At 67.9% G+C, this 13,048-nt stretch carries 10 protein-coding genes and 1 tRNA gene; 5 read left to right on the forward strand and 6 right to left on the reverse strand.

What is annotated here, in order from left to right; translation table 11 throughout:
• Positions 1 to 59: 59 nt before the first annotated feature.
• From AC1G9C_RS00910 to AC1G9C_RS00920, 3 genes are all read right to left on the reverse strand, one after another.
• Positions 60 to 983, reverse strand: a complete 924-nt coding sequence (locus AC1G9C_RS00910; RefSeq protein ID WP_480409211.1) for a LysR family transcriptional regulator — start codon at positions 981 to 983, stop codon at positions 60 to 62.
• Positions 984 to 1,117: 134 nt separating this feature from the next.
• The gene (locus AC1G9C_RS00915) at positions 1,118 to 2,479 is read right to left on the reverse strand and encodes a DUF1329 domain-containing protein (protein ID WP_003242248.1); all 1,362 of its coding nucleotides are present in this window, start codon (positions 2,477 to 2,479) and stop codon (positions 1,118 to 1,120) included.
• A 20-nt stretch (positions 2,480 to 2,499) separates the two neighbouring features.
• Entirely contained in the window at positions 2,500 to 4,311 is a 1,812-nt protein-coding gene (locus tag AC1G9C_RS00920; protein ID WP_480409212.1) for a DUF1302 domain-containing protein, read from the reverse strand.
• 311 nt (positions 4,312 to 4,622) lie between these two features.
• Between AC1G9C_RS00920 and AC1G9C_RS00925 the strand changes: the two genes are divergently transcribed.
• Entirely contained in the window at positions 4,623 to 5,597 is a 975-nt protein-coding gene (locus tag AC1G9C_RS00925) for a GGDEF domain-containing protein (RefSeq protein WP_480409213.1), read from the forward strand.
• Between the two features lie 188 nt (positions 5,598 to 5,785).
• Positions 5,786 to 6,391 carry a glutathione S-transferase gene (locus AC1G9C_RS00930; RefSeq protein WP_480409214.1) on the forward strand — a complete coding sequence of 202 codons (606 nt, stop codon included), beginning with the start codon at positions 5,786 to 5,788 and terminating at the stop codon, positions 6,389 to 6,391.
• 92 nt (positions 6,392 to 6,483) lie between these two features.
• On the opposite strand, the gene AC1G9C_RS00935 is transcribed toward AC1G9C_RS00930, so the two are convergent.
• On the reverse strand, positions 6,484 to 7,260 hold the full coding sequence (locus tag AC1G9C_RS00935) for an alpha/beta fold hydrolase (protein WP_480409215.1): 777 nt from the start codon (positions 7,258 to 7,260) through the stop codon (positions 6,484 to 6,486).
• A gap of 116 nt (positions 7,261 to 7,376) precedes the next feature.
• Between AC1G9C_RS00935 and AC1G9C_RS00940 the strand changes: the two genes are divergently transcribed.
• Positions 7,377 to 8,807, forward strand: coding sequence for an HD domain-containing phosphohydrolase (locus AC1G9C_RS00940; RefSeq protein WP_480409216.1), 1,431 nt, complete (start codon positions 7,377 to 7,379; stop codon positions 8,805 to 8,807).
• Positions 8,808 to 8,875: 68 nt separating this feature from the next.
• Here the strand turns inward: AC1G9C_RS00940 and AC1G9C_RS00945 are convergent.
• A tRNA-Arg gene (locus AC1G9C_RS00945) sits at positions 8,876 to 8,952 on the reverse strand.
• A 334-nt stretch (positions 8,953 to 9,286) separates the two neighbouring features.
• Here AC1G9C_RS00945 and gabD point away from each other — a divergent pair.
• Together gabD and gabT are read left to right on the forward strand one after the other, a co-directional pair.
• A complete protein-coding gene (gabD, locus tag AC1G9C_RS00950; RefSeq protein WP_480409217.1) occupies positions 9,287 to 10,738 on the forward strand; it encodes an NADP-dependent succinate-semialdehyde dehydrogenase in 1,452 nt (483 codons plus the stop codon).
• Positions 10,739 to 10,994: 256 nt separating this feature from the next.
• The gene (gabT, locus tag AC1G9C_RS00955; protein ID WP_021443611.1) at positions 10,995 to 12,275 is read left to right on the forward strand and encodes a 4-aminobutyrate--2-oxoglutarate transaminase; all 1,281 of its coding nucleotides are present in this window, start codon (positions 10,995 to 10,997) and stop codon (positions 12,273 to 12,275) included.
• Positions 12,276 to 12,677: 402 nt separating this feature from the next.
• Here gabT and AC1G9C_RS00960 read toward each other — a convergent pair whose 3' ends face one another.
• Positions 12,678 to 13,040, reverse strand: a complete 363-nt coding sequence (locus AC1G9C_RS00960; RefSeq protein ID WP_480409218.1) for a cupin domain-containing protein — start codon at positions 13,038 to 13,040, stop codon at positions 12,678 to 12,680.
• Positions 13,041 to 13,048 lie beyond the last annotated feature (8 nt).

The following is a 13,048-nucleotide window of genomic DNA, read 5'->3' on the forward strand; positions in this document are numbered from 1 at the left end:
AGCATGCCGCAGGGCGCCGAGGCTGAATAATCACCTCTGCGCATGCTTATCGCCCCTGGTTATGGGGCGTCGCTGCCCGCCGGCCTGGCCGCGTGCGGACTGGTATAGGCGTAGACCAGCTCGTCGGCCAGGATCTTGGCTTCGCGGGTCATCAGCTCCTGGTCGCGGCAGACCAGGGAAATGTTCATCGGCGGCACCTGCTCCTGCAGGTCGAGCACCTGCAGCTCCTGGCCGAGCTTCTGCACGTGGTCGAGCAGCCGCCGCGACCAGTAGCTGACCGCGTCGGTATTCAGCGCCAGCTCGGAGAACAGCACCACCGAGGCGCACTCGATGACCCGCTGCGGCGGCTCGATGCGGTGCTGCTCGAACATCATGCCGACCTTGGACAGCTCCAGCGTATCCTGCAGCAGCCACTCCTCGTCGAGCAGCTCGCGCAGCGACCGCGCGCCACCCAGCGGGTGGCCCTTGCGCACCGCCAGCACCGCTGGCTGGGAGAACAGCTCGGTCCAGTGGAAACCGTCGCCGCAGCGGCTGGCCGGCAGCGAGGTCAGCACCAGGTCGAGCTGGCCCTCGCGCAGGCCCTCGATCAGCTTGGACGGGCGCAGCTCGTGGATCTGCACCTGTACCTTGGGGTAGCGCTTGCGATAGCGGTTGAGGCTGGTGATGAACTGCGCGCCGGGGGTGACCGGCGACACGCCGATGGCCAGCTTGCCGTCCATGGTGCCCTTGAGGCTCTCGATCTCCTCGCGGGCGCGGCGCACCTCCTCGAGGATCAGGCGCGCGCGGCGCACCAGACGCTCGCCGTATTCGGTGACGGTGATGCCGCGGTTGGAGCGCACCAGCAGCGGTACGCCGAGCTCCGCCTCGAGCTCCTTGATGCCTTTGGACAGGGCCGGCTGGGAGATATGCAGCAGGCGTGAGGCCTCCTGGATGCTGCCACTTTCGCAGATCGCGAGCAGGGCGCGCAGCTGGTGCAGTTTCATCGGATATCCGCGCTAACGTGAGGGTAACGGACGGAATTTAAAGCAAAAAACGCCCCATGGGGAACTCGCGCGGCGAGGATAAAAAAGCGGCGGCCGAAGCCGCCGTGAGGTTAGCGCGATGCAAGGTCGGTGGGTCAGCGGATACCGCTGGCGCGCAGGGCGCTGGGGGTGAACTGCTTGCGGTTGAAGGTCTGGTCGAAGCGGTAGGCCTGCTTCTCCTCGTTGTACAGGGCGTTGACTGCATAGCGCCCGGACAGCACGTCGTAGTGGGTCTCGGCGTTGTACTGCGGGCTCTGCTGGTCGTAGAAGAAGCTGGCGTGGCCCTCGGACACTCGCCACAGCTGGCCGCGGCCGTCGTAGGCATCGGCCTGGGCGGCCTGCCAGCTGTCCTCGTCGATGTAGAGGTCACGTCGCGAGTAGACGTGGCGCTGCCCCGGCTTCAGCGTGGCGCTGACGTGCCAGACCCGGTGCAGCTCGTAGCGGGTGTGCTCGGGGTTGATATGCCCGGGCTGGATGATGTCGGCGTACTTGAGCTTGGGCGAGCCGAGCTTGTAGCTATTGTAGGGGATGTAGATTTCCTTCTTGCCCAGCAGCTGCCAGTCGAAGCGATCCGGCGAGCCGTTGAACAGATCGAGGTCATCCATGGTGCGCATGCCCTCGGCGCCGGGGCTGTCGTAGGCGATCTGCGGCGCGCGGCGTACGCGGCGCTGGCCGGCGTTGTACTGCCAGGCCATGCGCGGTTCCTTGACCTGATTGATGGTCTCGTGCACCAGCAGCACGCCGCCGGCCAGGCGCGCCGGGGAGAGGAACTCCTCGCGGTAGTAGTAGAGGACGTTGGCCATTTCCTGCGGCGCGTAGTCCGACAGCCCGGCCGGGTAGGCCAGCTGCTGACGGATCACGCTGGGGGTGTAGGCGCCGTTGGCCTGCGGCGAGGCCTGCACCACCTGGCGCTGGAAGCTCAGGCTGCGGTAGCGGCCGATATGGTTCCAGATCACCTCCAGGCCGTTCTGCGGAATGGCGAACGGCAGGCCGCCGCTGCGGTAGTCGAGCAGGCCGTTGCCGCCTTCGGCCAGACGGGTGGCGGCGGCGTTGGCGCGGGTGGCATCGAGATAGCTCTGCGGCAGGGTGACCGAGCGCCGGGTCGGGTAGACCGGGATGCGGTAGGTGGCCGGATAGCGCTGGAACAGCGCCAGCTGGCCGGGGGTGAGCTTGTCCCGGTACTGCTCGACATTGGCTGCGGTGATGACGAACAGCGGCTGGTCGGCGGCGAAGGGATCGCTGAGGAAACCGTCGGCGTCGCGCTGGCCGGCGTCCTGGCCGATACCGCCGGTCCAGGCCGGGATGCTGCCGTCGGCGTTGCCGGCGCGCTCGGCGCCGACCGGGGTGAGGTCGCCGTCGAGGCGGGCGAGCTGGTCGGCCGGCACCGCCGCCAGTACCTGGGCGGCGAGCAGGCTCAGGCCCAGGCAACCGGCCTGGATCAACTGCTTGTGAATCATGGCGTGCTCCTTATCGGGCGTCAGAAACTGACGCCAAAGCTCAGGGCGACGAAGTCGCGGTCGGTGTTGGTGTTGAAGTCGCCGCCGAAGTAGTCGGTGTAACTCAGGCTGGCGCTGTACCTGGACAGGTAGTCGGCGTCGATGCCGATGCTGAGCGACTGGTTGCCCTCGGTGAAGGTCGGCCCGTAGCCCTCGACGTCGTGGGCGAAGGCCAGGTTGGGCTTGAGGTTGACCCCGGCGATGGCGCTGTTGAACTCGAGCATGGCGCGCAGGCGGTAGCCCCAGGAGTTCTGGGTGTAGAAGCCCTTGTCGCTGCACTGGTCCGGGTTGGCACTGTTGAGCAGCGCGGTGCACAACTGGTTGCCGCTCAAGCCCAGGCCGCTGGCCGAGTCCGGCAGCACGCCGTAGCCGTAGACGCTGCTGCGGCCGAAGCGCAGGTCGGAGCCGTCGCTGGGGCCGAGGTCGCCGATATGGCTGAAGCCGACTTCGCCGACCAGGGTCAGACGGTCGGCGCGCAGCACCTGATCGAACACCTGCACCGCGCTGAGCTGGGCCTGGGTAAAGGGCATGCGCTTGTAGCCCTGTACCCGGCTGCCCGGGGCGGTGGCAGCCCAGCCAGTGTCGAAGATGGCCAGGCCGTCGAGGCCGAGCAGGTCGTTCAGCTGGCCGACGCTGGCGGCGGTGGATACCTCGGTGCCGTTGAGCGCCAGCGGCATGTTCGGCCGATGGCTGATCTCCCCCGACAGCGCCGTACCGTTGGCCAGGCTGGTGGCGAAGCTGAGGCCGTAGAGGCGGATGTCCTCGGGGTATTCCAGGCCGTAGCGGGCGCTGGCCGGGCCAGGGGCGCCGCTGATCGCGGCGAAGCTCGGCTGGCCGGTGCGCCACGAGCTTTCCGGGGTGCGGCTGTGGTAGTTCAGCGCGTAAACGCCGAACTCGGTGTCGTTCAGCGCCGGCACCAGCCAGCGCAGCGCCACGCCGAACTGGCCGCCGTCGCGCGCCTCTTTATCCGCCAGGCGTGGCACCCAGCCGTACACCGCCGGGTCGCGGTTAAAGTCGCTGCCGAAGGTGGTCATGCCCAGGTCGCAGCCCTGGGGCGCGACGTCGCCGCCGAAGAAGGTGCCGCAGTTGTCCAGCACGGTCTTCTCCCACTGCAGCTGGTAGAAGGCTTCGATCGACAGGTTCTCGCTCAGACCCTGGGTCAGGTAGAGCATGCTCACCGGGATCAGGCCTTCCTTGATCTCCGAACCGGGGCGGCGGAAGGCGGCGACGTCGGCCGGGTTGATGGCATTGATGCCGTTGCCGATAAAGGTGCTCTCGCCCCAGCTGACCACCTGGCGACCGGCGCGCACGCTGCCGGGCAGCTCGCCGAGCTGGTAGTTGTGGTAGACGAAGGCGTCCAGCAGCTCGCTGCCCGAGGCCTTGGCGGCGCGGTCGCGGCCGCTGTCGTCGATGTCGTAGAGCAGGCGGCTCTCGTCCTTGAGCTCGAAGTCGTACCAGTACTTGCCGCGCAGGAACAGGCCGCTGTCGCCATGGCTGAGCTGCAGGTCGTGGATACCCTTGAAGATCTTCGAGAAGGTCTCGCCGCGCTTGAAGTTGAGGCGGCCGTCGTCGCTGGTGCGGGTCGAGGCCGTGCCGCCGTTGGCGCGGCCGATGAAGCGCTTGTCCGGCGCATCCATCGCCCAGCTGGCGCCGATTGACAGCGAGGAATCGAAGCGCGCCTCGATCTCGCCGATGGTGAAGCTGGCGGCCTGCGCCGGCTGCGTGGCGGCCAGGCCGAGGGCCAGGCTCAAGGCCGTCGGACGCAGGGCGCCGAGGCGGGTTGTTGTTGTCATGCCGTACTCCCCTGATATCTGCTCGATGTCCGCCTGCGGTTCTGGTGCCGCAGGGCGTGCAGCCTGGGAACAGGTGCGCGGCCATGCTAAGGGCGGGGTCGGCCGGCTGGCCTCTGAATAATCCTTATGCCCATAGCCAAAGGTGAGAGCGGCGCCGCGCGCCGGCCGGAGACCCCCCCCTGACAGGGACCCGGCGGCATAACCGCCGGTTATCCCGATAGGCAGGACGGCCGCTTCGCGGCGCTTGCCGCCGGTGGCCGGGCCTGGTGTATAACGGACGGGCAGCCGTATCCGCCGCCGGAGGATTGCCCGTGAACCAAGCCATCGAAACCGACAGCGCGGTCTACAAGACCCTGCTCGAATCGACCCGGGCGATCCCCTGGAAGATCGACTGGAAGACCATGACCTTTGCCTACATCGGCCCGCAGATCGAGACGCTGCTGGGCTGGTCGCAGGCCAGCTGGGTCAGCGCCGAGGACTGGGCCGCGCGCATGCACCCGGAGGACCGCGAGCGAGTGGTGGGCTTCTGCGTGTCGCAGTCACAGAACGGTGTCGACCACGAGGCCGACTACCGCGCGCTGACCGCCGCCGGCGACTACGTGTGGATCCGCGACGTGGTGCACGTGGTGCGCGACGACAAGGGCGAGGTGGACTCGCTGATCGGCTTCATGTTCGACATCAGCGAACGCAAGCAGACCGAGGAGCAACTGCTGACCCTGCAGAAGCAGCTGGAGGAGTATTCCTATCAGGACGGCCTGACCGGCGTGGCCAACCGGCGCATGTTCGACCGGGTACTCGCCAGCGAGTGGGCCAGTGCCCAGCGCAGCCAGCAGCCGCTGTCGCTGATCCTGCTGGATATCGACCACTTCAAGCAGTACAACGATCATTACGGCCATATCCAGGGCGACGACTGCCTGAAGAGCGTCGGCCAGGCCCTGACCCGCGCCGCCAGCCGCCCACGGGATTTCGTCGGGCGTTTCGGCGGCGAGGAATTCGTCCTGGTGCTGCCGGAAACCGATGCCGCCGCCGCCCGCCATATCGCCGAACGCTGCCGCCAGCTGGTGCGCCAGCGGCGCATCCCCCACGAGAAATCCACGGTGGCGCCGCTGCTGACCATCAGCCTCGGCGTCGGCACCACGGTGCCCGAGGCCCAGGACCGCGCGGTGGACTTCCTCAACGCGGTGGACAAGCTGCTCTACCGCGCCAAGCAGCGTGGCCGCGATCGCCTGGAAATGGCGCCGGTGCAGGGCCAATCGCTGCCCGAGCAGGTGCCTGGTTCGGGCTAGCAGGCCGTTGAAAAACGTAGGCGAGGCAGCCAGTGCAAGGCAAAAACAGGCGAAAAAGCGGAGTTTACGAGCTGTAAATGAGCATTTTGAGCCTGTTTTTAACGCAGCAATGGCAACGTAGGTAGTTTTTCAACAGCCTGCTAGAACTCGTCGGCAGATGCGCCGAGCCCCATGAGGAGAGTAGAAACATGCAACTGATCTATGCCGCCGCCTCCCCCTTCGCCCGCAAGGTTCGCGTGCTGGCCTTCGAGACCGGGCTGCTGGCGCGCATCGAGCTGCTCGACACCGCCGTGCTGCCGACCACCCTCAACGAGCGGGTCAACGCGCTCAACCCGCTGGGCAAGATCCCGGTGCTGCTGAGCGACGACGGCGAGGCGCTGTACGACAGCCGGGTGATCTGCGAGTACCTCGACACCCTGCACGACGGCGCCCGTCTGCTGCCGCAGGACCATACGCGCTGGCCGGTGCTGCGCCTGGCGGCGCTGGCCGACGGGCTGATGGACGCCGCGCTGCTGGCGCGTTACGAAAAGGCCGTGCGCCAAGCCGAGCAGCAGTCGCAGGCCTGGCTGGAGGGGCAACTGGGCAAGGTGCAGCGCGCCCTGGCCGAGCTGGAGCGCCAGGCCGACCGGCTGCAGGGCCCCGTCGATCTGGCGCAGATCGGCGTGGCCTGCGCTCTGGGCTATCTGGATTTCCGTTTCGCCGATCTCGACTGGCGCGCCGCGCATCCGGCGCTGAGCCGGTTCCAGCAGGCCTTTGCCCAACGTCCCTCGATGCTGGCCAGCGCGCCGGCCTGATCGAGATACGCCGCTGCGCGGAGGCTAGTCGCCCCAGGCATGAGCAAGGCGCGCGCCATCGCTGGCGCGCGTCTTGCCCGTTGCGGCAGGGTTTACTTGCCGGCTCGCGCCTGGCTCTCCTGCACCGCCTGGAGTATCACCTTGGCCACCTCCTCGGGGCGCGATTGCTGCGGTACGTGGCTGGCGGCGAGCTCGGTGGTTTGAGCGCCGATCTTTTTGGCGAAGTCGCGCTGCATCTGCGGCACGATCATGCGGTCGTCGCTGGCGACGATGTACCAGGACGGCTTCTGCTGCCAGGCGGCGACGCTGGTGCGCTCCTCGAAGGCGGCGGCGCGGATCGGGCCCTGGGTGGCGCTCATCACCGCGGTCTGTTCGCGTGGCAGATCCTGGGCGAAATCGTTGGCCATGCCCTGCGTGGTCAGGTACAGATAGCCGTTCTTGTCGGCGGCGATCTGGCTGGAACCCGGTGCGGTGGGATAGCCACCATAGAGCTCTCCGCTGGACTGGCCGGGATTGGGTGCGAAGGCGGCGACGTAGACCAGCCCGCGCACCTTGTCGTCGGTGCCGGCCTGGCTGATCACCGTGCCGCCCCAGGAGTGGCCGACCAGCACCACGTCGCCGTCCTGATTGTTCAGCACGCGTTGGGTGGCGGCGACGTCGTCGGCCAGCGAGGTCAGCGGGTTCTGCACCACGGTGACGGCGATCCCCCGGTTCTGCAGCAGCGGCACGACCTTGGCCCAGTCGGAGCCGTCGGCGAAGGCGCCGTGGACGATGACCACCGCGGGCTGAGCGGTGGCGGCCTGGCTGGCGGCGCTCAGCAGCGTGGCGGATAGGGCCAGGGCCAGGGCGAGGGGCTTGGGTAGGTGCATGGCGGATTCTCCTGAGTAGTGGGAGACGCCAGTGTCGGGCGGGCTCGCCGGCCCCGGTATCGGTCGTTTATCCGAGGGCGGCGCGAAAATGTGCAGAACAGGGGTGGGGAACCAAGATGCAGGAGACTGAGGGCGTCGCGCTGCAGGACGCCATGCTGGCGCTGGCCATGGTCGGCGATCTGAGCATGGGCCAGCCCATCGACCAGTCGCGCCGCACCGCACGCCTGGCGCAATGGCTGGTGCAGGCCTGCGGTGGTGATCGGGCGCAGGCGGATGCCGCCCGCCAGGTGGCATTGCTGCGCTGGTCCGGCTGCACGGCCAACGCCGAGGGCTTCATGCATTTGCTCGGCGACGACGTCGGCGGGCGCCGCGCCATGCTTGCGCAAACCCTGGATGCGGCGGGGCAACGCGCCATGCTGCGCACCACGCCGCTGGCCCAGGTGCACTGCGAGGTCGCCGGCGATATCGCCCGCACCCTCGGCCTCGACACGGCCGTGGAGCAGGGCCTGCGCCACGTGTTCGAGCAGTTCGACGGCCAGGGCCGCCCCGCCGGCTTGCGCCATCCCGAGGTGCCGGAGGTGGTCTATCAGGTGGTGCTGGCCGGCGACCTGGAGATCCTCTCCCGCGTGCACGGACTGGACGCCGCGCTTGAGTGGATCGACGGCCAGGGCGATCGCCTCTACCCGGCCGCGCTGGCCGGCGAACTCCTGCGTCATGCGCGGGACTGGCTCGAGGCGCTGCGCGAGCCCGAGGCCGTTGCGCCCGACAGCGGGCCGCAGGTCTCGCTGACCCTGGTGGGCGACGTGATCGACCTCAAGCTGCCCTGGCTGGCCGGCTATTCGCGCCAGGCCGCCGAACTGGCGCGCGCGGCGGCGCGGCTCTGGGGGCTGGCGGAGGCGGGTGTCGAGCGCCTGGGCCGCGCGGCGTTGCTCCACGGCATCGGCCGCGCTTCGGTGGCCAACCGCATCTGGAACCTGCCGGGGCCGCTGCTCGCCGGTGACCTGGAGCAGGTACGCCTGGTGCCCTACTGGACCCAGCGCGCCTGCGCCCAGACGGGCGGTCTAGTCGAAGCGGGCCAACTGGCCGCGCATGCCTACGAGCGGCTCGATGGCAGCGGCTACTTCCGCGCCCTCGCCGGCGATGCGCTGCAGGCCGAGCACCGCCTGCTGGCCGCCAGCCTGGCCTGGCAGGCACTGCGTGGCGCACGCCCCTGGCGCCCGGCGTTCAGCGAGGAACAGGCCGCGCGGTTGTTGCAGGACGAGGCGCAGCGGGGCCGCTTCGACCCGCTTGCCTGCCAGGCGGTGATCGCCGCGGCGCGCGGCGAGCAACGGCCAATGGCTGCCAGGGCGGGCAACGGCCTCTTGAGCGAGCGCGAGACGCAAATTCTGCGGCGCATCAGCAGCGGGGCGAGCAACAAGGAAGTGGCGCGCGACCTGGGCATCAGCCCGAGCACGGTGCGCACCCACGTCGAGAGCCTGTTCCGCAAGCTGCAGTGCTCGACCCGCGCGGCCGCGACGCTGAAGGCGCTGACCCTGGGAGTGATCTGAGCCCCCTGCGGAGCCGCCGCCCGAACAAAAGAAAAGGCCCCAGGTTTGCACCTGGGGCCTTTGGTATCTGGCGCATCCGGCGGGATTCGAACCCACGACCCCTGCCTTCGGAGGGCAGTACTCTATCCAGCTGAGCTACGGATGCGTTGCGGGGCGCAATCATACGCATCTCGGCCTTGGGCGTCCATGCCCGCCCCGTTCGCGATATCGAACGCAGGTGCAGAAGCCGTCGGTGCCTGTGCCGGCGCATCATGGCGTTGAATATTTCGTTAATTTTTTCGAACAGGCTCTTGCCCTTTACCCCCTTCGACCCTAGGATTCGTTTGAGATTTCAAACGGGCTGCTGGCTTATCCGGAACAACCGGCCTGGCGGCGGCTCTGAATCCTTGCGACAGGCGCCTGCGGCGCTTTCCGGGCCTTGCCCACGACTCCAACGAGCACACGCCGACGCCTGGGTGTCGGGACTGAAGGAGACTGCCATGCAACTGAAAGACACCCAGCTGTTCCGCCAGCAGGCCTATATCGACGGCCAGTGGCTGGACGCCGACAGCGGCCAGACCATCGCGGTGAACAACCCGGCCACCGGCGAGATCATCGGCCACGTGCCGAAGATGGGCCGCGCCGAGACCCGTCGCGCCGTCGAGGCTGCCGAGCGCGCCCTGCCGGCCTGGCGCGCGCTGACCGCCAAGGAGCGCGCCAACAAGCTGCGCCGCTGGTTCGAGTTGCTGATGGAGAACCAGGACGACCTTGGTCGCCTGATGACCCTGGAGCAGGGCAAGCCGCTGGCCGAGGCCAAGGGCGAGATCGCCTATGCAGCCTCCTTTATCGAGTGGTTCGCCGAGGAAGCCAAGCGCGTCTACGGCGACGTGATCCCCGGCCACCAGCCGGACAAGCGCCTGATCGTGATCAAGCAGCCGATCGGCGTCACCGCGGCCATCACCCCGTGGAACTTCCCCGCCGCGATGATCACCCGCAAGGCCGGCCCGGCGCTGGCCGCCGGCTGCACCATGGTGATCAAGCCGGCCTCGCAGACGCCGTTCTCCGCCCTGGCCCTGGTCGAGCTGGCCGAGCGCGCCGGCATCCCGAAAGGCGTGCTCAGCGTGGTCACCGGCAGCGCCGGCGAAGTCGGCGGCGAGCTGACCAGCAACCCCATCGTGCGCAAGCTCTCCTTCACCGGCTCGACCGAGATCGGTCGCCAGCTGATGGCCGAATGCGCCCAGGACATCAAGAAGGTGTCGCTGGAGCTGGGCGGCAACGCGCCGTTCATCGTCTTCGACGACGCGGACCTGGACGCCGCGGTGGAAGGCGCGCTGATCTCCAAGTACCGCAACAACGGCCAGACCTGCGTCTGCGCCAACCGCATCTACGTGCAGGACGGCGTCTACGATGCCTTCGCCGAGAAGCTGATCGCCGCCGTGGGCAAACTGAAGATCGGCAACGGCCTGGAAGACGGCACCACCACCGGCCCGCTGATCGACAGCAAGGCCGTGGCCAAGGTGCAGGAACACATCGAGGACGCCGTAGGCAAAGGCGCCAAGCTGGCCCTGGGCGGCAAGCCGCACGCACTCGGTGGCACCTTCTTCGAGCCGACCATCCTGCTCGACGTGCCGAAAACCGCCGCGGTGGCCAAGGAAGAGACCTTCGGCCCGCTGGCGCCGCTGTTCCGCTTCAAGGACGAGGCCGAGGTGATCGCCATGGCCAACGATACCGAGTTCGGCCTGGCCTCCTACTTCTATGCCCGCGACCTGGGCCGCGTGTTCCGCGTGGCCGAGGCGCTGGAGTACGGCATGGTCGGCATCAACACCGGGCTGATCTCCAACGAAGTGGCGCCGTTCGGCGGGGTCAAGGCCTCGGGCCTGGGCCGCGAAGGCTCCAAGTACGGGATCGAGGATTACCTCGAGATCAAATACATGTGCCTGGGCGGCATCTAATCGCTGCTGCGCTCGGCCGGGCGTTGCTGGCGGAACCGGGAAAATGCTCATTGGCTACGGCCAGCTGCGCTTTTCCCGATCCCGCCGCCTGGCCCGGCCATCGCTCGCTACGCGCCTAGCGCTTTGCTCTAGGCTGTAACGGGCCCGAATTCACCGAGCCCCCGTGGCCGCGGCAGTCGATCATCGCATGCTGCCCTGGCCAACCCGGGGGCGTTTCATCCTTCACCTGCGCCGCGATGACGGCCATGAGGACACCATGAGCAAGACCAACGAATCCCTGATGCAACGCCGCACCGCCGCCGTTCCGCGTGGCGTGGGGCAGATCCACCCGATCTTCGCTGCCAAGGCGGAAAACGCCACCGTGACCGACGTCGAGGGTCGCGAATTCATCGACTTCGCCGGCGGCATCGCCGTGCTCAACACCGGTCACCTGCACCCGAAGATCATCGCCGCGGTGCAGGAGCAGCTGACCAAGCTGACCCACACCTGCTTCCAGGTGCTGGCCTACGAACCCTACGTGGAAGTGGCCGAGAAGGTCGCCGCGCGTGTGCCGGGCGACTTCGCCAAGAAGACCCTGCTGGTCACCACCGGCTCCGAGGCGGTGGAGAACGCGGTGAAGATCGCCCGCGCCGCCACTGGCCGCGCCGGGGTGATCGCCTTCACCGGTGGCTACCACGGCCGCACCATGATGACCCTGAGCCTGACCGGCAAGGTCAACCCCTACTCAGCCGGCATGGGCCTGATGCCCGGCGGCGTGTTCCGCGCCCAGTATCCCTGCGCGCTGCACGGCGTCAGCGTCGACGACGCCATGGCTAGCATCGAGCGCGTCTTCAAGAACGATGCCGAGCCGCGCGACATCGCCGCGATCATCATCGAGCCGGTGCAGGGCGAGGGCGGTTTCTACGTCGCGCCGAAGGAATTTATGCAGCGCCTGCGTGCGCTGTGCGACCAGCACGGCATCCTCTTGATCGCCGACGAGGTGCAGACCGGCGCCGGGCGTACCGGCACCTTCTTCGCCATGGAGCAGATGGGCGTGGCCGCCGACCTGACCACCTTCGCCAAGTCCATCGCCGGCGGCTTCCCGCTGGCCGGGGTGTGCGGCAAGGCCGAGTACATGGACGCCATCGCCCCGGGCGGCCTGGGCGGCACCTATGCCGGCAGCCCGATCGCCTGCGCCGCGGCCCTGGCGGTGATGGAGGTGTTCGAGGAGGAGAAGCTGCTGGATCGCTCCAAGGCGGTCGGCGAACGCCTGGTCACCGGACTCAAGGCCATCGCCGCCAAGCACAAGGCCATCGGCGACGTGCGCGCGCTGGGTTCGATGATCGCCGTCGAGCTGTTCGAGAACGGCGACCTGCACAAGCCGAACGCCGCGCTGACCGCGCAGGTGGTCGCCAAGGCCCGCGAGAAGGGCCTGATCCTGCTGTCTTGCGGCACCTACGGCAACGTGCTGCGCGTGCTGGTGCCGGTGACCGCGCCGGACGCCCAGCTGGACAAGGGCCTGGCGATCATCGCCGAGTGCTTCGACGAGCTGGCCTGACGTTTCCACGCGGTCCGGATGCTGTACCCAAGACCCGCGCAAGCGGGTCTTCTTGTTTGGGGCTCCCGCAACCCCTAGGGAAGTTCTGAAAAAGCCATTTATCGTCACTCCCGCGCAGGCGGGAGCCCAGGGACTGCAGGTTCTGGGTTATTCCCCTTCGGGCCAGCGCAAGCGCTGTTCAGCGATAAAGCTGCTGTCCCGCCTGCGCGGGAATGACGGCTATTGCAGAGCTTCCCCAGGCCCGGTGCCTGGCGCGGGGGCGTTCCCAGGTTGCATCCGGCTGCAGGTCTCTCGGCTCTGCAAGCATCGCGGCTAAAGCCCCTCGCACGATCCGGGGCATTTTCTCCACTGATAAAAAAGCCCGCACGAGGCGGGCCAAAGGGTGACAAGCAACAGGAATCCTTACTTGGCCTGCTCGAAGATCACGTAGACCTTGCGGCAGGCTTCCAGCACTTCCCAGGTGCCGGAGAAGCCGGCGGGGATGACGAAGCGGTCGCCGGCGCGCACGGTCTTGGCGTTGCCCTCGGCGTCGCGCAGTACCGACACGCCCTGGAGAATCTCGCAGTATTCGTGCTCGGTGTAGTTCACCGTCCACTGGCCCACCGCGCCCTCCCAGATGCCGGCGTTGAACTGGCCGCAGGGGCTGGCGTAGTGGTTGCGCACGCTCTGCTCGGGGTCGCCCTTGAGCACTTTCTCCGGCGCCGGGCGGTAGTGTTCGGCAGCGGTGGCGGCCTGGGCGAAGTCGAGGATCTGCTCGATTTTCATCTTCTGCT

The sequence above is a fragment of the Pseudomonas sp. ABa2 genome (assembly GCF_056676075.1).